Here is a 17,057-nt window from a genome sequence, read left to right on the forward strand (position 1 = left end):
AGGCGCCGCGCCTCCGGGTCTCCTTTCCGTATCGCTGGGTATTCTCCTCCCTTTCCCAGCTACTGATCCGCGAACGAGCTCAGGCTCTTCGCGGATCCTTTTTGTATCTGGCCCCGCCCGCGATCGCGCGGCGCAAACAGCAAGACGCCCGCGGCCGGGGCCGCGAGCGTCGGTTCGCTGGGGAAGCTGCTGGACCGAGCTGGCGGCCGCTAGGCCTTCTCGAGCACATGCACCGCGCAGGCTGTGCCCAGGCCGACCACGTGGGACATGCCGATCCGCGCGCCTTCCACCTGCCGCTGGCCGGCTTCGCCGCGCAAGTGGGTGGTCAGCTCGTAGATGTTGGCGATGCCCGTGGCGCCGAGCGGGTGGCCTTTCGAGAGCAGGCCGCCGGACACATTGACTGGGATGCGGCCGCCGAGCGCCGTCTCGCCGGAATCGATCATCCGGCCGCCCTCCCCGTCGGCGCAGAGGCCGAGGTTCTCGTAGTGGACGATCTCGGCCGTGGCGAAGCAGTCGTGCAGCTCGACGAGATCAATGTCATCCGGGCCCAGGCCCGCCATCTCGTAGGCGACGCCGGCGGCAAGGCGGGTGACGGCGTTGAAGTCCGGGGTGGTCAGGTTGCGGTCGGTGAAGGGGTCGCTGGTGAGCGCCGAGGCCCGCACCCGCACGGCACGCGACATCAGGCCCAGCTTCTTCGCCATCTTCTCCGACGCCAACACCGCGGCGGCCGACCCGTCGACGTTCACCGAGCACATCAGCTTGGTGTTTGGGTAAGAGATCATCTCGGCGTTCATCACCTCTTCGAGCGGCGTCTCCACCTGGTACATGGCCTTCGGATTGAAACTTGAGTGGTGGTGGTTCTTCACCGACACCTTGGCGAACTGCTCGAAGGTGGTGCCATAGCGGCGCGAGTGCTCCATGCCGACGTGGGCGAACACGGAGGGCGTGGTCATCGAGCCGAGGATACCCTCGGGCGATATGCCGGTCTCCACTTCGCCGCTGCCCAGCAGGCCCTTGCCCATCTGCTCGACGCCGACGCAGAGCACCAAGTCGTAGACGCCGGACTTGATCGCCATCCAGCCTTCGCGGAAGGCCGTGGCGCCCGTGGCGCAAGCGTTGGCGCAGTTCACCACCGGGATACCGGTCTGGCCGATCTCGCGCAGCACCTGCTGGCCGACCATGCGGTTAGCCAGGATGTTGTTGCCGCAGTAGAGCGCCTGCATGTCCTTGATGGTCAGGCCGGCGTCGTCGAGCGCCAAAAGCGCGGCTTCGCCGCCCAGGTTGGCCACCGTCCGGTGCGGGAAACGGCCGAAACGGATCATGTCCGTGCCGACAACGAAGACCTCAGTCATGCGCGCACCTGGGCGTTCTGGGGTTTGAAGAAATAGGTGAGGTAGCGTCCGCCCTGGCGATCGGCCTTGCCCGCGTCGGCGAAGACCACGTCCACGGGCATGTCGAACTTGAGGGTCTTGGGGTCGGGCTCCACATCGATGAGGTTGCCCTTCAGCGAACCGCCGCCCTCCAGCTCGACGATCGCCGAGACGAAGGGCGTGACCACGCCGGGGAAGCTGCGGTGGACGACCGTGAAGTTGTAGAGCTTGCCCTTGGTGGAGAGCTCGACGGTTTCCATGACGCCGCGCGCCGCGCACCTGGCGCAGGTCGACCGCTCACCGACATAGACTTCGCCGCACGCCCCGCATTTGGAGCCGCTCAGATAGGGCCGTCCATCGGCGTGGTGCTTGATGAACGGCGTCATCGGCTTCAGATCCGCCGACCCGGTCTCGGTTGTCATTCTTGGTTCCCTACCTGGTCGGTCACGGTTCGCCCGGCGGCGGATTCGCCCAGCCGGAAGACGGCGAACGCCGCCCGAAGGCGGCGTCCTAATGCTACTTCTGCTGCAGCGATGAAACGTCGAGATTGAACATCCGCGCCCCGTTGAGGCCGAGGACCTTCGCACGCTGCTTGTCTGTCATGAAGCCCATCGTCCGCTCGATCGCCTGCGCCGAGAACGGGAACGACCCTTCATGGTGCGGATAGTCGGTCGACCAGAGGATGTTGTCCTCCAGGCCGAAGTCGATGGCGTTCTTCAGCCCGGCCGGTTCGTCCATGAGCGTCGCGGCGCAGTTGCTACGATAGTAGGTCGAGGGCAACTCCGGGATCACCGGGCGGACCCACATGTGGTGCGCCTTGTAAGCGTGGTCCATCTGCTCGAGCATCCACACGATGATGCCGACGCCGCTTTCCACGGTGACGAAGCGAAGCTTCGGGTGTCGCGCAATGACGCCCGAGGTGACCACCTTCACCAGCGGATCCCAGGGCGTCAGCATGGAGTGCGTGACGTAGTTGATGATCGCCCCGCCGTAGCCGTCGGCCGTGCGGGGATCCTCGCCGCTCGAGACGTGGAAGGTGGCGGTCAGGTTGGCGTCGGCGATGGCCGCCCAAAGCGGCTCGAACGCCGGGCTGTTGTAGGCCAGCTCGCCCTTGATGGTCGGGCCGTAGATCGGCTTGTTCGGCAGCTGGACGGCCTTGAAGCCGTTCTTGGCGGCCCACTGGACTTCCTTGACGGCCTCGTCGACCAGCGCGCTGGTGATCAGCGCCACCGGATTGATCTTTCCAAACTGGGCGCCGAAGTAGTCCAGCACCCAGCGGTTCCAGGCGCGCGTCATCGCCAGCGAAAACTCGGAGTCGCGGGTCGAGAAGCCCATGCCGCCCTTTTGCGGGAAGACGATCTCGGCGTCGACGCCGTCCATCTTCGCGTGTTCCAGGCGCTGTTCGACCGTGCGGCCCGAGGCCGTCTTCATCTCCTCGAGCTGTTCCATACGTGAGGTGTAAGGGACCAGCACTTCCCACGACTCGTACTTCTCGCGCGGCTGCAGGTGGTCGGTCTTCGACTTCGCCGGCTTCACAAGCGAGGGAGAACGGCCCTCGACATGCAGCCACTCGTTGCCCTCTTCGTCCTTCGTCAGTCGGGGCAGACGATCCTTGTAGCGGTCGTCGATGCGCCCTTCGAAGAAGTTGAACGGCTCGTTGACGTGGTTGTCGCAGCTGACCACGAAGTACTTGTTCGGGTCCGACGCCCGCGCGGTGCGCGCCCAGCCCTCGGTGCCGGGGGTCTCCTGGCGCCACTCGTTCATCGGGCCCAATTTCAGCTCGGCGAAGTCCATCGGTCCGGTCCCTTCGTCACCGTCGGTCCCAACTGAGCACCGCACGGATCTCATTATCCAACTGGTTGGTCAAGTTATCTGTCTGGGACGGCCACGAGTCAAGGCGAAATTCAGGTTCTTCGAAGGGCGGTAAGCTCCAGGGATTGCGTCCAAGCCGGGAGCGTCAGCGATCGTGGCGGAGGACGGCGATGCATGCCTTCTGATGGCCCTCACCTTCTCTTTAATTAACTATCTAGTTGACTTAGGACGGTCCTAGCGTGAGAATGGCGGCCACGCGCGGGAGACTCGGGATGTCAGAAGCACCGGCAAGGACGCAAGGACCGCCACCCGACCGGCGCCCGCACTCCCTGCGCCGCACGACATCGATCCAGACGCGCTGGCCGGACGGGCTCGAAGGACCCATCGTGATGAGCGGTGCGGGCCGAGACCTCTACACCGGCGACGACGTCGTTTCGCCGCACGTGCTCGGCGAGGATCAGGTGCGCGCCCTGCTGAGCCCCGACCGCGTCCTCGCACACGTTGAAGGCCCCCGCCACGGCGACGCGCTGGCGGCGCTCGCGGGCCTGCGGCCTGGCGGCCAGCTTCGCAAGGCGATCGCCGGCCGCGTCCCCGGCGACGCGCCCGACACCGCCCTGCTGCATCGCCTGCTGGACGACGTCTCCACCGCCAGCTTCGTCTCCACGCACGCCTGGGCGGCATGGGCCCCCGGCTGGGTGGAGAAGTACCGCGCGGCCGGTCTCGCCGACCGGATCGACCGGGACGTGACGGACGTCTGCGTCGGGTTCCGCGCCGGGTCCGCCGCGCTGGCGGCCAACGGCCGGTCTAGCGTAGGCCGGATGACCCAGCTGGTTGCGCCACCGCCGCTGCGCAGCGACGACCCCTATTCCTGGCACCAGCTCGAACCCGACATTGGACCGAACCAACGGCGCACCCGCCGCATGGACCTGTGGTCGGAAGGCGGCCTGCTGCACGTCAACGCCGACTTCCAGGACAGCGCCGCCGTGCCGGACGCGCAGGGCGACCGGATGATCTTCCATGAGTACCGGATCGAGGCGACCCTCGAGCCGCAGGACCTCGTGCTTCAGGCGATCTCCGTGACGCCAGGCGTGCTGCCGTTCGGCGAGTGCGTCGCGGGCGTAAAGAGCGCTCAGGGTCTGGTCGGAAGGCCCGTGGTCGGTTTTCACAGCCTGATATCTGCGACGCTGCAGGGCTCCGCGGGCTGCACCCACCTCAACGACATGATGCGCGCGCTGCGCGACGTCGTCGCCATGCGTGACCGGCTGATGGAAGCGACAGCTGACGGCGGCTGAGCTCCCTCAGATCTCGACGCAGATCTTGCCGAAATGTCCGCCGCGCTCCAGGTAGCGGAAGGCGTCCGGCAGGGTCGCCAGCGAGAACCGCTTGTCGTCGACCATCGGCCGGATGCCCGTGGCCTCGATAGCCTTGATCATGTCCAGCTGGTGGCGGCGACTGCCGACCACGAGGCCCTGGAGCCTGAGCTGGCGCCGCAGGATCAGGGCCGTCGGGATCACGCCCTCGTAGCCGTCCAGCACCCCGATGACCACGATGCGGCCGCCCATCCGGGCCGCCAGGATCGAGTGCGGCAGGGTGCCCGGCCCGCCCACGTCGAGGATCAGGTCGACGCCGCGGCCGTTGGTGATCTCCATCACCGGGCGCTCCCAGTCCGGATCGGTGCGGTAGTTGATCAAGTGGTCGGCGCCCATGGCCTTCAACGTCTGCAGCTTTTCGTCCGACGAGGATGTCACGATCACCGTGGCGCCCGCCGCCTTGGCGAACTGCAGGGCGAACACCGAAACCCCGCCACTGCCCTGCAACAGCACCGTGTCGCCGGCCTTCACCCGGCCCTCGATGAACAACCCACGCCAAGCCGTGACGCCAGCGCACGGGAGTGTGCAGGACTCGGCATGGCTGTAGCCCGCGGGCTGGCGGGTGAAATAGGCGGCGGGACGGGTGACATACTTGGCGGCGAAGCCGTCGGCGCGGTCGCCTGGCACGATCCAAAGGTTCTCCGGTGTCCCCTCCCCGTCCACCCAGTCCGGGAAAAACAGGCTGACCACAGCGTCGCCCGGCTTGAGGTCGGTGACGCCGGGGCCCACCTCGACCACCTCGCCGGCGCCGTCCGAGAGCGGCACGCGCCCGTCATCGGCGGGCCGGGTCCCGTTGACCACCAGATAGTCGTGGAAATTGAGCGTGGCGGCCCGCACGCGGACCGTGACCTCCCCCAGGCCAGGCTTGGGAGTCTCGCCGGCGCCGAGCACCAGCCGGTCGATACCGCCGGGCTTCTCCAGCCGCACGACGTCGGTGGCGGCGGCCTGTTCCGGCATGGTCCGGGCTGAGGGCGCAATCATTCGCAGGACCTTGTTCTGATGGGCATGTGGGCAGCCAGAGTTGGTCGTACACCTGCCCACCCGGCTCGTCCAGAATTATTTAACTGACTGGTTGATCTATTCTGTTAGAGGCTCGCGGCACGCGGAATCCCTGGCGGGGCCTTCACCCCGTCCCGGCTGTTGTGGTGGAGCTGGCAGGACCCACACGTTCGCTTGGTCAGGCGGCGCAGGGGAGAGCGGAAGGGCGGTGCCATGCCGTGCAGTCGCCTACCCGCGATCGCCCCCATGGACTGCGGCCGTCCGAGCGCACAGAAGAACAACTGCGACTGCGCCGCCGAGGGCGAGCCATCTCGGCGCTCGAAAGCGCCTTTTGGCCGCACGGTGAGCCGCTCGCTGGGCTCAAACAGGAGCGTCAACCGCGCGCCGACATCCTCGAGGTTTGGCGCGCGCGCAACGGTCGGCGCCCTTCTCGGCCGGGGACTTCCCACGGGGCAGGTTGAGCGTAGAGCCGACGCAGGGAGGCCTTGAAGGCGGTCAGAGGAAGAGGATCTGCGATCAGTTCAGAGCGGTGATGGCAACAACGCGCAGGACTGATCGAGCCCGCTGAGGCCACACGTACTCCAGCAATGCGCCAGATGCGACCTTGGCTCTGGTCTGGAAGCCGAAGGTAGTCAAAAGTTCGATCCCTCAATAGCCGTCAATCCGAACCTCGCACGGCACGGGACGCCTAACAGGCTGTTGAAGAAGTCCGTAGCAGGGTTGGACTCGGCATGATTCACTCTGAGCGAGAGGTCGCCTGGGGGTGATTTGATGCGTGGGTCTGACGAGCGGACGGGGTCGCTGTTCTCGTATGTGGACCTGGAGGCGCGGGTTCGGCGGGATCATCCGCTACGGCCGATCCGGGAGATCACCGAGACGGCGCTTGCGGCGCTGAGCGAGGACTTCGCGGCGCTCTATCCGCCCAGGCTGGGGCGGCCATCGATCCCGCCGGAGCGGCTGTTGCGGGCGATGCTGCTGCAGGCGTTCTACGGCAGGCGAAGTCAGGCGCGCCGGGAAACGGCCGCCATCACCGCCAGCCAGGCCTCCCGAGCGGCGGGGCCGGCCTCTTCGAAAGCGTCGGCCATCACCCGCCGCTCCCGGTTCGAGGCCTCGCGCTCTACCTCGGACCCGCAGCCGGTGAGCGTAAGAACCTTGAAGCGCCGCCGACCGGCCTCGCGCTCCGACCGTAGGTAGTTTCCTTCCAGCAACTGACGCATAGGCCGGTGGACGGCCTGCTTGCTCAGGCCGAGCGCCCCAAGCAGTTCGCCGACGGTCAGTCCGTCCCGCCGCGCCACCACGAACAGGATGCGGTGATGCACCCGCGAAAGTCCCAGACCCGCCAGGTAGTCGTCGGCCTCGCGCGTCATGCCCCGCCAGCCGTAGAACATCAGCTCCAGCGCGCCATCCAGGGGCTCCAGCGGCCTCAGCTCAATCTTGCGCAGCCCGGCGGGCCGTGTCTCGGCGCTCATTGGCGAAAACGACTCCTGCCCCGTGATACCCCTCCGAGGCTTACCATCGCAGGCGCCGCAAGCCACACAATCCACATAGGTCAATAGTATTGACCTATTGTGATCCTTCGCCTCATAGTTCCGGTCTGGCGAGGGAGGACGGTTATGGCGATGGCGCACGATGGTGATCGCGGGAGCGGCGCATGAGGGCGCTGGTGTTCGCGGGCGAGCGGCGGCTCGAGTGGCAGGAGCGGGCGGCCCTGACCGTGCAGGGCGATCTGGAGGCGATCGTCCGCCCCATCGCGTCCACCACCTGCGACCTCGACCGGCGCATCCTCACCGGGCGCAGCCCGTTCGCGCCGCCGTTCGACATCGGCCACGAGTGCGCCGCCGAGGTGCTCGCCATCGGCGACAAGGTGCGCAAAGTGAAGCCCGGCGATGTGGTCGTCGTCCCCTGGCACGTGGCCTGCGGGATCTGCCGCGCTTGCGTCGGCGGGCTCCCGGCGCATTGCGAGGCGATGGGGCGGCTCTCCGGCTACGGCGTCCCCATCGCGGGCGACTGGGGCGGCCTGTTCTCGGAGGAGGTCCGCGTGCCCTTCGCTGACGGCATGCTCGTGCCGGTGCCGGACGGGCTCGATCCCGTCGCGGTGGCGAGCGCCAGCGACAACCTCACCGACGCCTACATCGGCGTGCGCCGCGGCCTCGCCAAGCATCCGGGCGCGCGGGTGCTCGTGGTCGCGGGCGTCGAGAGCCTCGGCCTGTTCGCCGCCGACCATGCCCTGGCCGCCGGGGCGGAAGGCGTGGACTACGTCGACGCCGATGCGCGCCGGCGCAGCGTCGCCGAGGGCCTGGGCGCCAGGGTCTTCGCAGGCCTGGATCCCGGCTTCGACCGCCGGTACCGGGTGGTCATCGGCGCCTCGCGGGATCCGGCCGATCTCAAGGCGGCGCTGATGGCGCTGGCGCCCGGCGGCCACTGCTCTAACCTGACGATGTTCTTCGGCGACACGCTGATGCCGCTCTGGGAGATGTACCTGCGCGACGTCACCTTCTCGATCGGCCTGCCCAGCGTGGCCCCGCACATCCCAGCCGTCCTGAACCTGGCCAGGTGCGGCCACATCCATCCCGAGCGCCTGGTGCAGGTGATCGACTGGAACGACGCCTGCGAGGGGCTCCTCGAACCGCACCTCAAGCCGGTGATGGTCCGGCCGCGGCTCCTCGCATGAGGCTCTTCTACTCCGCGGCCTCCCCGTACGTGCGCAAGGTCCTGGTCTGCGCCGACGAGGTGGGGATGCGGGACGCGATCGAGCTCGTGCCTATGGCGCGATCCTTGACCAAGCTCCAGAGGCAGGCTGGGGCTGGCCATGGCCTTCAGGGAGGGGATCGCGGGGGTTCAATACCTCCGCTCATCCCGGCGACTGCCGGGACCCAGATGGCGTAGCTTTGAGGGGGCTCCAGCCGCGCAGCGCTGATCCAATCAGCCTCCCCGCTATCGGATCTGCGTCCCAGCCTCGCCGGGAGAGCGGTGTTGGTGAGGCCGCTAGCAAAAAAGTTCAGAGACGTGATCAGCCGCCCTCGCCACGCCTGGGCGCCACCTGCACCGAATTCGGCAGGCCAGCGTCGAGTGACGCCTGGCGCGCGGGCCCTGGCCGAAACCGGCAGGCCGGCGCGGCCCACGACGATCTGCTGGACATCGGAGGACCGGGCTCCAGAGCGGTCTGCAGCGACGACGCCAAGCGCCGTGACCCTCTCGGGCGCGAAGGCGCCCTGGCGACCGCCGATTGGGGCGCGGGCATCGCTGGCCATTCCGGCGTTGGAGGTCTGGTTCATGGGACGGCCTCCCGCTGATAGATCGACGCTGTATATGGAATGGCGTTCTTCGGGCTATATTAGCTAGGAAGGCGGGGTATTTGTCGCAAAACTGGCCCGTAGATCAGCATTGACTTAGTCCATTCGTGTCGAGAATCTCAAATTTATGGTTCAAACAGCGCATTCAAGTTTTGACCGGGTGGATCGTGCGATACTTTCCGAGTTGGCCGGGCAAGGTCGCATCAGTTGGCGAGACCTAGCCGTGCGGGTCGGCCTGTCGCTCACGCCCGTCTTGCGCCGCGTCCGTAGGCTGGAGGATCAGGGATTCATTACGGGGTATTCCGCGCGCTTCGACGAAGCCCGGCTTGGCGCCTCGTTCAGCGCCTTTGTGTCGGTGACGCTGGAGCGGCAGGCGGAAGAGGCGCTCGAGGTGTTCGAGACCCAGATTGCTCGCGCGCCCGAGGTGATGAGTTGCTATCTCATGTCCGGCGGTTCGGACTATCTGCTCCGGGTAGTAGCGGCCGACCTCGGCGCCTACCAGGCGTTCATGACCGGCGTCCTCACCCGGATCCCGGGGGTCGCGCGCATCCAATCCTCCTTCGCCCTGAAGTTGGTGATCGAGCGCAGCGCGCCGCCGTTTCGCTGAGGCAGGCGGGTTGGCGCCCACACCCTGCCGGAAAGGCGATAGCCAGCCCGCTTCCGGCGTTGTCAGCTGGCCGGCCCTCGATTTCTTCTGCAACGACGTCCGAGCCCTCGTCCAGCGCGCTGGGCGGTTGCGTGGTTGCAGTATGGTTGCAGTGTCGCGGCCAGCTACTCCGGCCGGCTCAGCGCTCTCCCCACGAGCTTGCAATCACTGGAGAATTCGGCGCGCCCGGTAACGATTCGAACGTCCGACCCTCAGATTCCTAGACTGAAGATCGTGGATTTGAGTCTGGGTTAGCCGCCAATCCGAACCTCGCACGCCACGGGCCGCCCGAGCCGCTCGGCGCGTTTCAAGCAGGCGTCGAGAACGCGGCGGTTCTGGACCACGATCTCCTCGCCCCGCCCGAGCCGGCGCCACGCGCTCGCGTCGGCTCCGCGCATAAGGCGTGCGCCCGCCGCCCATCGATCCTGGCCCATGGCGGCGGCCGCGAGGCGCTCGGGAACCTGCCACGACGCCGGCAAGGCGCGCGCGGCCGGACCCGACAGTCCCAGCCAGGCCACCAAGGCGGCCACCGCCCCCGCCAGGGCCGCATAGGCGACGCTACGGCGTTGAGCCTCACGCGTTCGGACTACCCCGGCCGACTGCGCCAGGACGCCGGTCGCGTTGGAGAAGGCCGTCGTGACGCCCGAGAGCTCGCGAAGGATCTCCTGGCGCCCCGCTGCGACATGGACGCGAAGCTGCGAGGCGACCACATCCGGCGTTAGGGCGAGCACCGGATTCCGGCCCGAGCTTGCCGCCGCCCTGCCGCGCCGCCTCGGCGGCCTGGAGCAAAGGCCGGGGATCGGCGTCGCGTGCCTTGTCCACCAGACCAGGCTCGGCCTTCGCGCTCCCCGACATCGCCTTGCCAAGCCTCGGACGCTCGCGGTCGAGCGCATGTGAAGCCCGCTCCAGCGCCAGCTGCTGATGCGGCAACACCGGCAGGTCCGAACCATGCATGCGGGCGATCTCGGCATGGGCCCGCGCGAAGTCGCGCGTCAGCGCCGGGAGACTGGTTTCCGGCGGCGGCGGTTCCTGAGGCTTAGAGCCAGGCGTGAAGCTTCCAAACACCCCGCCTCGGCCCGATCCCGCGCTTTCCACTGCCAGCCCGCGTCGGCTGGCGAACGGCTCGGCATAGTCGAGGGTGGTGTCCTTGGCGCGCTCTCGGCCCAACGTCTGCGCCAGACGCTGTGACGTCGCAAAGGTCTCCCGGTCGTAGTGGAGCACAACATCCTGGCGATGACGCGATAGCGCCACATAGGTCGCGTGCCGGTCCATGTGCGCGCTCGCCAGGACATGGCCCCGATCCACCGTGACCCCCTGCGATTTGTGGATCGTCGTCGCGTAGCCGTGGTCGAGATCGCCATAGGTCTTCAGTTCCACGTCAACCCGGCGTCCGTCGTCCAACCGGACACGAAGGGCCCTATCGCTGATGGTCTCGACCTGGCCAAGACTGCCGTTCTTCACGCCGAGCGAGCGCTCATTGCGCAGGAACGTCACTCGGTCGCCGGCGGCGAACTCACGTGTGCCGGCGGTCGTCTCGACCGGGCAGTCCGGGCCCAGCGCGCCGCCCTCGCGCATGCGCGCGCGCGAGGCGATTGAGCGCGCCCACATCGCGCCGGGTGTAGGCCAGCATCACCTGCGAGGCCTATGTAGAGATGTGGCTCAGCTGATCGTTATTCATGGAAGTCGGTCAGCTCGAACTGATTACCCGCCGGGTCCAGCAGCACGACGCTCGAGGCGTCGTCAGGTGCGTCGAAGAAGGGCTTGGCCCCCAGACCCAAGGCCTGATCGGCCCGCTCACGCAAGGTCGTACGGTCCGGCAACTCAAATACCGGCACGCAGCCGCAGCCGACCGGCACGTTGTCGAGTGGAAGCAGCGCCAATCGAATATCGCCCACCATGAATTCGCACCAGCCCTCGAAGTCCTTGTGAGGCGCCGTTCCCAGGAAGTTCGTCCAGAAGGCGCGCGCTGGATCGAGATCGGTGACCTTGAAGTAGATTGTGCGGATATGCATTCGAGCCGTCCTTCAGCGCCGATTCAGACCCGGCCCGGTTCGTCGATTTGGCGCAGCAGTTTGATCCGGCCATCGTCGCTCGTGACGTCGAACCTCAGCCAGTCGGCGCCGCTCTTGAGATCCGCGAACAAGCCGGTCGGGTCCTCATGAAAATGCAGTCGAGCCTGCCCTCGTTCGTAGAAGACCCCCGGCTTGCGTTCCTGAAGCCTTGATCGCAGCCGCAGTTCCTCCAATAGCCACGAGAGCTCGTGGAGGGCGGACTCGCCGGCATGTCTCATCGACTTTGCCCTCATCATTTTCATTGACTGTAAACTCAATGAGTGAAAAGTCAACGTCATGAAAGCCCTTACTCTTCGCGAGAAGCAGCGGCGGGAGACGCGGGAGCGGATATTGTTCGCCGCCTGCGAGCTGTTCGGGCGAGACGGCTTCTCGGCGGTTCGCACCCAGGACGTCGCCCTGGAGGCGGGCGTCTCCCATGGCGCGGTCTTCGCGCATTTCCTGACGCGGGAAGCGCTCATCGCCGCGGCAGTGGAAGACACTGTCGTGCGGAGCGTGAACTTGGTTCGCCACGAACTGAGGCTGACGAACAGCGCGACAGATGTCCTTCACGCCCATCTCGCCGTATTGGCCGAGCATGAGGGGCTCCATGCCAACATCGTCGCCGAACAGCGGACCCTCCCTGCCGGGGTTCAGGCGCGGCTCATCGAGGTCAATTCAGGCGTTGCATCGCATCTCTTGGCCTCCCTCGAGCGGGACGTGGGCGCCGCGTCCTTGAAGGTCGAACGCCATTTCGTCTTCAACACCTGGCTCGCACTCGTGCACTATTATCTGCTGAACCGGCACCTCTTCGCGCCAGGCCGGTCGGTCCTGACCGAGCGGGCCGACGAACTCGTGCGGAACTACTTGGCCCTCATCGGAGATTCGAAGTGACCGCGAACTGCATCGCCTGCGGCATGCCAATGGATCGCCAGGAGGACCACGCGCTGGCCGATGCTGCGAGGCCCTACTGTCGCTACTGCGCGAGGGAGGATGGAACGATGCTGTCCTATCCAGAGAAACTCGCGGGCTACGCGGGCTGGCTCGTATCAACCCAGGGGCTGGACAGGACGGTCGCCGAAAGCCAAGCGGCGACGATCCTCAGGCAGTTGCCTGCATGGCGCGAGCGACATTCTCGGACTTGACCATCTTGTGACGGCCAGCGAAGCCGTCGTTCTTCTGGCCTGTCCGCCATGACCCGACCTTGTCTCGTGCGCGAACTGATCGTCTCCCCGCCATGCTCCGCACGGCCAGCGAGCGACCGTCAGGCCTGAGAGAGGCGACCGGCTGGCCTTGACACGAAAATCCCCATGAAGGCTGCACAGGAGCCGCGCGATCCGCGCCGCGGGCGGCGCCGCCGAGCGGCCGGCGGCGGCCCAGGGCCGCCGGCTTCGGGCGCGCCCGAGGGAGCCGTGGCACACGGCGGGACCGAGCGCGACCGCCGGGCGCTCTCACAACAACAGGACCGGCCGCGTGCGCCTAGGACCCCTGGTCGCAAGGCATACCCAGGCGCCTAGGCAGTGCGGACGACCTGAGGAAAGATGCGCTTCGGAGAATGAGCCGCAGCGGCGTCGAGATGGAGGGCGGACATGGCGCGCAAACCAGCGGGCGCACGCTCAAGCGGCGGTCCCGCCCAAGCCGGCGACCGTCAGCGACAGCCCGCTGCTCGGCAATCGCGCCCGGGTGGGTCGCGCCCGGGTGGGTGGAGCGAGTCTGGCGGCTCACGCGTCATCCGATGGACCCCGCTCCCCTGGTGGCGAAGGCGCCTGACAGGCCTCCAGGCCCTTTTGGTGGCGGCAGCCACCTTCCTCGCGGTGTTCCTGGGCGGTGTCTTTGGACCGGGCATGTTGAAGAGCCAGTGGGTCGGCGCCTTGAAGGTCAGCTCCCCGCGGGTGGCTCACGCGCCCTACTATCCGACATGCAGCTCAGCCCATGCGGCGGGCGTCTACTCGCTTCGAGCGGGAGAGCCGGGGTACCGCGAAGCCCTCGACCGCGACCGCGACGGGCTTGCCTGTGAGCCCTACACGCCGCGCTGAGACGTGCGCCAGGGCGCGGAGCGTGAGGCCCGGGGCGACCTGCGCGTCGGGACCGAGCGCGGCCGCCGGCCGCACTCCGTCTCAAAGGAGGTCAGGCGATAGCCGGATCTCAGGCCTTGGCGCGGCCGCGTTTGGGGGCGGGCGTCACCTTCCGGCCGAGACCGATCGTTTTCGCCATCTGCGAGCGCGCCGCGCTGTAGTTTGGCGAGACCATCGGGTAGTCCCGGGGAAGGCCCCATTTCTCGCGGTACTGCTCCGGCGTCAGGCCCTTTACCGACAGATGCCGCCGCAGCGTCTTGTAGCCGCGGCCGTCCTCGAAACTCACCAGGGCCTCGGGCGTGATCGACCTGCGGATCTGGGCCGGGGTGAGCTTGGTCGCCGGCTCCATCGGCGCCTCGGCCGCCGCACGTGAAGGTTCACCGCCCGCAGACACGGCCTGGAGGCTCGTGGCGATCTGCGAGATCACGTTGGGAATATCAGCAGCGACCACGTGCGTATTGGAGAAATAGGCCGCGGCGACGTCGGCCACCAGTTCGCGGAGGTTATTGTTGTCGTCAGCCACAAGATCTCTCCGCGCGAATGTTCGGCATCGATAGAAACATCAAGCTGCCTTGGCAAGGCGACCGGGTTGAGCGCCGCTTCGAAGTCTCCGCGAAGACTGAATGTCTGGGATGGATTCTTGGCCCTCGGCGGCCGCGCGGCGAAGTCGACCCAAGAGACCCATGGGGCGGGCAAGCTGCATCGAGTTGCGCCGACCCAGCTTGGGGCTGCATTTAACGGCGCCCCCTCCACCCAGAGGCGATTCACATGGCCCCACACAAGAAGGCCTCGAAATGGCCCGACCCCATCGACCTCCAGGTCGGCCTGCAGATCCGCGCGCGGCGAAAACTGATCGGCTCAAGCCAATCGGCCCTGGCCTCCGCCATCGGCGTGAGCTTCCAGCAGGTGCAGAAGTACGAAAGGGGCGCCAACCGGGTCTCGGCCTCGATGATGTCGCGGATCGCCAAGCATCTGGGCTGCCGGCCGTCCGATCTCATGTCGGATGGAGACGCCACCAACGCCGCGCCTCTGGACCTGGCGTTCGTGAGCGAGCCCGGCGGCGCCGAACTCGCCAAGGCGTTCATGAGCCTCTCGCCCAAGCTCCGGCGCGCGCTTGTTGAGCTTGCCCGCACCATGGCGATCGAAGTGGGCTCCTAGGCCGGCCCAGCCAGGAAGACGGAGGGAGGCTACCGGCGGGACAAGGGACGGGCCCCACGCCCGCTCTCGGCCTGGCCGGCGACATCAACCCGTCGGACACCCGCATGCCGCGCGCATCGCTTGCGACGCCCGCCACGATTGTGCATAGTCGCCTAGACGCTCGCAGCCATCGCTGCGACGTCCGCGCCCTACGCGCCCGCCTCGCGTAGACGTCCGCCCGGCTCCAACCCTTGCGGTTCCAGCCGGCCAGCGCGCGAAGCAAAGGACGTTCACCATGACCCAGCCTGGGCGGGGCCAGACCCCGCATCCTGTCGACCTGCATGTCGGCCGCCGCGTCCGCGGCCGCCGCAAGCTCCTGAGGATGAGCCTCGAAAACCTCGCCGGCGACATCGGCGTCGCCTATCAGCAGCTCCAGAAGTATGAGCTCGGCCACAACCGCATCAGCGCCTCGACCCTCTACCGGATCGCCGAGGCCCTGCAGACCCCCATCGACTACTTCTACGATGGCCTGCCCTCCCCCGGCGTCAGGCCCGACGGCGACGGCCGCGACGCCCTCGACCAGCTCCTCACCCTTCCCGGCGGCCTCGACCTGGTCCGCGGTCTGATCCCCCTTCCCGACCGAGTCCGCCGGCGCCTGGCCGCCCTGCTGGAGGACATCGCCGGCGCCGGGACAGACGAGAGTTCGCCGCATCCGCCCCCCAGGTCGCTCAGGGCGGTGAACTAGCTCGAGACCCGCAACATTGTGGCTCGTCCGAAGGCCGGCGACCGCAATGGGGGTTCGCCGCCTTCGGCGCTCTCTCAACCACCGTCCTTGCGCATTCCTGCGGATAGGGCTCTCCGGCTGCGAGGAGGTGCGCCTGACAAACGACAGCTTGGCGCCAGGAACGGACCTTTGGATCTGGCCGGGAAACGGACGCTCGGCGTCAGCTCAACTCACCCCTGATCATCTGGGCAGGCCCGCCGAAGTATCAATCGCACTCGCTTGTGAACTCCGACACTGCGCTCTCGAAGTCGCTTTGAGCACTGCGTAAACGCCGAAATTCTGAGGAACAGTCATCCCGACCTTGGCTGCTACTTACGCAACGACTGTACCGGCGAAGGTATGAGTCGATTTCACCGAGGCTGGAGTTGTAGCTACTCACCGCATCGCGGCATCCGTCCGCGTCCGCCAATGCGCTTGGGCCGGCGAACACCGTCAAAAGGCCCATAACTGCAATGCACTTCTTCATTCGGTCTTCCCCCTACCCAGACAGTAGGGCCATTGGCCAAGTTATAGAAATCTGCGGACTGGATCGCGATCTGTTTGGACGCCGCTTCCGAGCTGCGCCAGTATCGGAACTTGCCTGTTGGAAAGCGCACCTTCGCAGCGGCACGGTAGCGTCCGATCTCGGGCCCTCGCTCGGGGTCGGGTAAGGAAGTCGTTGGGCGCCCCGATTCAGAACTTTCTCGGCTTGGGCGGCGTGTATGGCTTGGAGCTATAGTCGGGCGTCTTCGTACCAACCTTGCCAGAATATGGGTTCACGTTGGGTTTGGTCGAATAATTGTCCACGTTGGTGTTGTTCGGATTCGTTGCCCGAGTAGGGGCAACATAGGTGCCGTTCGACTTCACGTAGCCTTTAACGCCATGGCTGCCTTGAGCGGCTGCGACGCCTGTGCAGCAGAGCGAAAATACGACAGCAAGTGTGAGAGATTTCATGATGCTTCCCCAGATTGAACACAGCCAAAACCTGATCGCCAGGCGCTTCAACTCTGCGAAGGCGCCCGACTTCAGAACTTGCGATCAGCTCACTTCGGCTTGTGGCAGTGGTATTCGCCGGTCTGGCTATTCGTGTGGCAGCCGTAGGCATCAGTGCCACCTGAGTGTCCGTTCGCCGGCTTCATGACCGGTTTGAGTGGAGAAGCCTTCGGCGCGCTCGCCGACTGAGATTTAGGAGGCGTCTCATGAGCAAACGCCGTTGACGCGAAGAGCGAAATCGCGGCCACCAATAGAAGTTTCATTCGCAGTCCCCCGCCAGCGAAACGCTGACTTTCAACTGTAGCTACATCGCAAGCAAAACCACAACCCCGGCGTAATGAGCCTTTGGAAACTTGGGCGGCGCGAAGCTTCGGACCACTGTGATGGCGGCAGCGACCGACCTTCCGCCAAGCGCCGATATCGTTGATTTAGTCCGCTAATGAGCGGCTGAGAGCCTCCTTCGAAGCCTGGAATGCGGTGGGGTAGCGCCTTTGGCCGCCGCTTTGTGGGCGTGGACCGGTGTCCGGGGCGGTTGCCCGTCAGGCTGTGGC

Annotated in this window: 20 protein-coding genes and 1 pseudogene; 9 read left to right on the forward strand and 12 right to left on the reverse strand. The window is 66.6% G+C overall.

What is annotated here, in order from left to right; genetic code table 11:
* Window positions 1-209: 209 nt before the first annotated feature.
* From Q8Q88_RS23625 to Q8Q88_RS23635, 3 genes are all read right to left on the reverse strand, one after another.
* Window positions 210-1,352, reverse strand: coding sequence for a thiolase family protein (locus Q8Q88_RS23625; protein ID WP_305677627.1), 1,143 nt, complete (start codon window positions 1,350-1,352; stop codon window positions 210-212).
* The gene (locus Q8Q88_RS23630; protein WP_305677628.1) at window positions 1,349-1,792 is read right to left on the reverse strand and encodes a Zn-ribbon domain-containing OB-fold protein; all 444 of its coding nucleotides are present in this window, start codon (window positions 1,790-1,792) and stop codon (window positions 1,349-1,351) included. The genes Q8Q88_RS23625 and Q8Q88_RS23630 overlap by 4 nt, the downstream gene beginning before the upstream one ends.
* A 94-nt stretch (window positions 1,793-1,886) precedes the next feature.
* On the reverse strand, window positions 1,887-3,164 hold the full coding sequence (locus Q8Q88_RS23635; protein ID WP_305677629.1) for an amidohydrolase family protein: 1,278 nt from the start codon (window positions 3,162-3,164) through the stop codon (window positions 1,887-1,889).
* 407 nt (window positions 3,165-3,571) lie between these two features.
* Between Q8Q88_RS23635 and Q8Q88_RS23640 the strand changes: the two genes are divergently transcribed.
* A complete protein-coding gene (locus Q8Q88_RS23640) occupies window positions 3,572-4,474 on the forward strand; it encodes a DUF2889 domain-containing protein (RefSeq protein ID WP_305677630.1) in 903 nt (300 codons plus the stop codon).
* 6 nt (window positions 4,475-4,480) lie between these two features.
* Here Q8Q88_RS23640 and Q8Q88_RS23645 read toward each other — a convergent pair whose 3' ends face one another.
* Window positions 4,481-5,533 carry an NAD(P)-dependent alcohol dehydrogenase gene (locus Q8Q88_RS23645; protein ID WP_305677631.1) on the reverse strand — a complete coding sequence of 351 codons (1,053 nt, stop codon included), beginning with the start codon at window positions 5,531-5,533 and terminating at the stop codon, window positions 4,481-4,483.
* A gap of 789 nt (window positions 5,534-6,322) precedes the next feature.
* Between Q8Q88_RS23645 and Q8Q88_RS23650 the strand changes: the two are divergent.
* Window positions 6,323-6,556: pseudogene (locus Q8Q88_RS23650) on the forward strand (transposase); the annotation flags it as partial.
* Here Q8Q88_RS23650 and Q8Q88_RS23655 read toward each other — a convergent pair.
* The gene (locus Q8Q88_RS23655) at window positions 6,553-7,020 is read right to left on the reverse strand and encodes a MarR family winged helix-turn-helix transcriptional regulator (RefSeq protein WP_371129904.1); all 468 of its coding nucleotides are present in this window, start codon (window positions 7,018-7,020) and stop codon (window positions 6,553-6,555) included. The pseudogene Q8Q88_RS23650 and the gene Q8Q88_RS23655 overlap by 4 nt on opposite strands.
* Window positions 7,021-7,202: 182 nt before the next feature.
* Between Q8Q88_RS23655 and Q8Q88_RS23660 the strand changes: the two genes are divergently transcribed.
* Both Q8Q88_RS23660 and Q8Q88_RS23665 read left to right on the forward strand, forming a co-directional pair.
* Window positions 7,203-8,222: an alcohol dehydrogenase catalytic domain-containing protein gene (locus Q8Q88_RS23660; protein ID WP_305677632.1), complete on the forward strand. Its 1,020-nt coding sequence runs from the start codon at window positions 7,203-7,205 to the stop codon at window positions 8,220-8,222.
* Between the two features lie 749 nt (window positions 8,223-8,971).
* Window positions 8,972-9,451 carry an Lrp/AsnC family transcriptional regulator gene (locus Q8Q88_RS23665; RefSeq protein ID WP_305677633.1) on the forward strand — a complete coding sequence of 160 codons (480 nt, stop codon included), beginning with the start codon at window positions 8,972-8,974 and terminating at the stop codon, window positions 9,449-9,451.
* Between the two features lie 290 nt (window positions 9,452-9,741).
* On the opposite strand, the gene Q8Q88_RS23670 is transcribed toward Q8Q88_RS23665, so the two are convergent.
* The 4 genes from Q8Q88_RS23670 to Q8Q88_RS23685 all read right to left on the reverse strand — a co-directional run bounded on the left by Q8Q88_RS23670 (window position 9,742) and on the right by Q8Q88_RS23685 (window position 11,840).
* A complete protein-coding gene (locus Q8Q88_RS23670) occupies window positions 9,742-10,152 on the reverse strand; it encodes a DUF6118 family protein (RefSeq protein ID WP_305677642.1) in 411 nt (136 codons plus the stop codon).
* The gene (locus Q8Q88_RS23675; RefSeq protein WP_305677643.1) at window positions 10,064-11,065 is read right to left on the reverse strand and encodes a hypothetical protein; all 1,002 of its coding nucleotides are present in this window, start codon (window positions 11,063-11,065) and stop codon (window positions 10,064-10,066) included. The genes Q8Q88_RS23670 and Q8Q88_RS23675 overlap by 89 nt, the downstream gene beginning before the upstream one ends.
* A gap of 95 nt (window positions 11,066-11,160) precedes the next feature.
* On the reverse strand, window positions 11,161-11,502 hold the full coding sequence (locus Q8Q88_RS23680; protein ID WP_305677634.1) for a VOC family protein: 342 nt from the start codon (window positions 11,500-11,502) through the stop codon (window positions 11,161-11,163).
* Window positions 11,503-11,525: 23 nt separating this feature from the next.
* Complete coding sequence (locus Q8Q88_RS23685; protein WP_305677635.1) at window positions 11,526-11,840, reverse strand: hypothetical protein; 315 nt, start codon at window positions 11,838-11,840, stop codon at window positions 11,526-11,528.
* On the opposite strand from Q8Q88_RS23685, the gene Q8Q88_RS23690 reads away from it, so the two are divergent.
* From Q8Q88_RS23690 to Q8Q88_RS24885, 3 genes are all read left to right on the forward strand, one after another.
* Entirely contained in the window at window positions 11,839-12,432 is a 594-nt protein-coding gene (locus tag Q8Q88_RS23690) for a TetR/AcrR family transcriptional regulator (RefSeq protein WP_305677636.1), read from the forward strand. The two genes, Q8Q88_RS23685 and Q8Q88_RS23690, sit on opposite strands and share 2 nt — an antisense overlap.
* The gene (locus tag Q8Q88_RS24880) at window positions 12,429-12,683 is read left to right on the forward strand and encodes a zinc ribbon domain-containing protein (RefSeq protein WP_371129905.1); all 255 of its coding nucleotides are present in this window, start codon (window positions 12,429-12,431) and stop codon (window positions 12,681-12,683) included. The genes Q8Q88_RS23690 and Q8Q88_RS24880 overlap by 4 nt, the downstream gene beginning before the upstream one ends.
* A gap of 699 nt (window positions 12,684-13,382) precedes the next feature.
* Window positions 13,383-13,574 (forward strand): excalibur calcium-binding domain-containing protein, encoded by a 192-nt coding sequence (locus tag Q8Q88_RS24885; RefSeq protein WP_371129907.1) that lies wholly within the window; start codon window positions 13,383-13,385, stop codon window positions 13,572-13,574.
* A 109-nt stretch (window positions 13,575-13,683) separates the two neighbouring features.
* Here Q8Q88_RS24885 and Q8Q88_RS23695 read toward each other — a convergent pair whose 3' ends face one another.
* The gene (locus tag Q8Q88_RS23695) at window positions 13,684-14,136 is read right to left on the reverse strand and encodes a MucR family transcriptional regulator (protein WP_305677637.1); all 453 of its coding nucleotides are present in this window, start codon (window positions 14,134-14,136) and stop codon (window positions 13,684-13,686) included.
* Window positions 14,137-14,381: 245 nt separating this feature from the next.
* Here Q8Q88_RS23695 and Q8Q88_RS23700 point away from each other — a divergent pair, with 245 nt between their 5' ends.
* Window positions 14,382-14,771, forward strand: coding sequence for a helix-turn-helix domain-containing protein (locus tag Q8Q88_RS23700; RefSeq protein ID WP_305677638.1), 390 nt, complete (start codon window positions 14,382-14,384; stop codon window positions 14,769-14,771).
* Window positions 14,772-15,045: 274 nt separating this feature from the next.
* The gene (locus Q8Q88_RS23705; protein ID WP_305677639.1) at window positions 15,046-15,495 is read left to right on the forward strand and encodes a helix-turn-helix domain-containing protein; all 450 of its coding nucleotides are present in this window, start codon (window positions 15,046-15,048) and stop codon (window positions 15,493-15,495) included.
* Between the two features lie 711 nt (window positions 15,496-16,206).
* Here Q8Q88_RS23705 and Q8Q88_RS23710 read toward each other — a convergent pair.
* Both Q8Q88_RS23710 and Q8Q88_RS24890 read right to left on the reverse strand, forming a co-directional pair.
* Entirely contained in the window at window positions 16,207-16,467 is a 261-nt protein-coding gene (locus tag Q8Q88_RS23710) for a hypothetical protein (protein ID WP_305677640.1), read from the reverse strand.
* A gap of 89 nt (window positions 16,468-16,556) precedes the next feature.
* The gene (locus Q8Q88_RS24890; RefSeq protein ID WP_371129906.1) at window positions 16,557-16,769 is read right to left on the reverse strand and encodes a YHYH domain-containing protein; all 213 of its coding nucleotides are present in this window, start codon (window positions 16,767-16,769) and stop codon (window positions 16,557-16,559) included.
* Window positions 16,770-17,057 lie beyond the last annotated feature (288 nt).

This window comes from Phenylobacterium sp. (assembly GCF_030697925.1).
In the GTDB taxonomy this organism is placed as follows: Bacteria; Pseudomonadota; Alphaproteobacteria; order Caulobacterales; family Caulobacteraceae; genus Phenylobacterium.

What these genes read in the sequence shown, in the direction of transcription:
- Q8Q88_RS23685 (WP_305677635.1), bottom strand. Translation starts at nt 11,840, where the DNA reads ATGACGTTGACTTTTCACTCATTGAGTTTACAGTCAATGAAAATGATG.
- Q8Q88_RS23680 (WP_305677634.1), bottom strand. Translation starts at nt 11,502, where the DNA reads ATGCATATCCGCACAATCTACTTCAAGGTCACCGATCTCGATCCAGCG.
- Q8Q88_RS23675 (WP_305677643.1), bottom strand. Translation starts at nt 11,065, where the DNA reads ATGCGCGAGGGCGGCGCGCTGGGCCCGGACTGCCCGGTCGAGACGACC.
- Q8Q88_RS23640 (WP_305677630.1), top strand. Translation starts at nt 3,572, where the DNA reads ATGAGCGGTGCGGGCCGAGACCTCTACACCGGCGACGACGTCGTTTCG.
- Q8Q88_RS24885 (WP_371129907.1), top strand. Translation starts at nt 13,383, where the DNA reads ATGTTGAAGAGCCAGTGGGTCGGCGCCTTGAAGGTCAGCTCCCCGCGG.
- Q8Q88_RS23710 (WP_305677640.1), bottom strand. Translation starts at nt 16,467, where the DNA reads ATGAAATCTCTCACACTTGCTGTCGTATTTTCGCTCTGCTGCACAGGC.
- Q8Q88_RS23705 (WP_305677639.1), top strand. Translation starts at nt 15,046, where the DNA reads ATGACCCAGCCTGGGCGGGGCCAGACCCCGCATCCTGTCGACCTGCAT.
- Q8Q88_RS23645 (WP_305677631.1), bottom strand. Translation starts at nt 5,533, where the DNA reads ATGATTGCGCCCTCAGCCCGGACCATGCCGGAACAGGCCGCCGCCACC.
- Q8Q88_RS23660 (WP_305677632.1), top strand. Translation starts at nt 7,203, where the DNA reads ATGAGGGCGCTGGTGTTCGCGGGCGAGCGGCGGCTCGAGTGGCAGGAG.
- Q8Q88_RS23665 (WP_305677633.1), top strand. Translation starts at nt 8,972, where the DNA reads ATGGTTCAAACAGCGCATTCAAGTTTTGACCGGGTGGATCGTGCGATA.
- Q8Q88_RS23635 (WP_305677629.1), bottom strand. Translation starts at nt 3,164, where the DNA reads ATGGACTTCGCCGAGCTGAAATTGGGCCCGATGAACGAGTGGCGCCAG.
- Q8Q88_RS23655 (WP_371129904.1), bottom strand. Translation starts at nt 7,020, where the DNA reads ATGAGCGCCGAGACACGGCCCGCCGGGCTGCGCAAGATTGAGCTGAGG.
- Q8Q88_RS23690 (WP_305677636.1), top strand. Translation starts at nt 11,839, where the DNA reads ATGAAAGCCCTTACTCTTCGCGAGAAGCAGCGGCGGGAGACGCGGGAG.
- Q8Q88_RS24890 (WP_371129906.1), bottom strand. Translation starts at nt 16,769, where the DNA reads ATGAAACTTCTATTGGTGGCCGCGATTTCGCTCTTCGCGTCAACGGCG.
- Q8Q88_RS23625 (WP_305677627.1), bottom strand. Translation starts at nt 1,352, where the DNA reads ATGACTGAGGTCTTCGTTGTCGGCACGGACATGATCCGTTTCGGCCGT.
- Q8Q88_RS23630 (WP_305677628.1), bottom strand. Translation starts at nt 1,792, where the DNA reads ATGACAACCGAGACCGGGTCGGCGGATCTGAAGCCGATGACGCCGTTC.
- Q8Q88_RS23700 (WP_305677638.1), top strand. Translation starts at nt 14,382, where the DNA reads ATGGCCCCACACAAGAAGGCCTCGAAATGGCCCGACCCCATCGACCTC.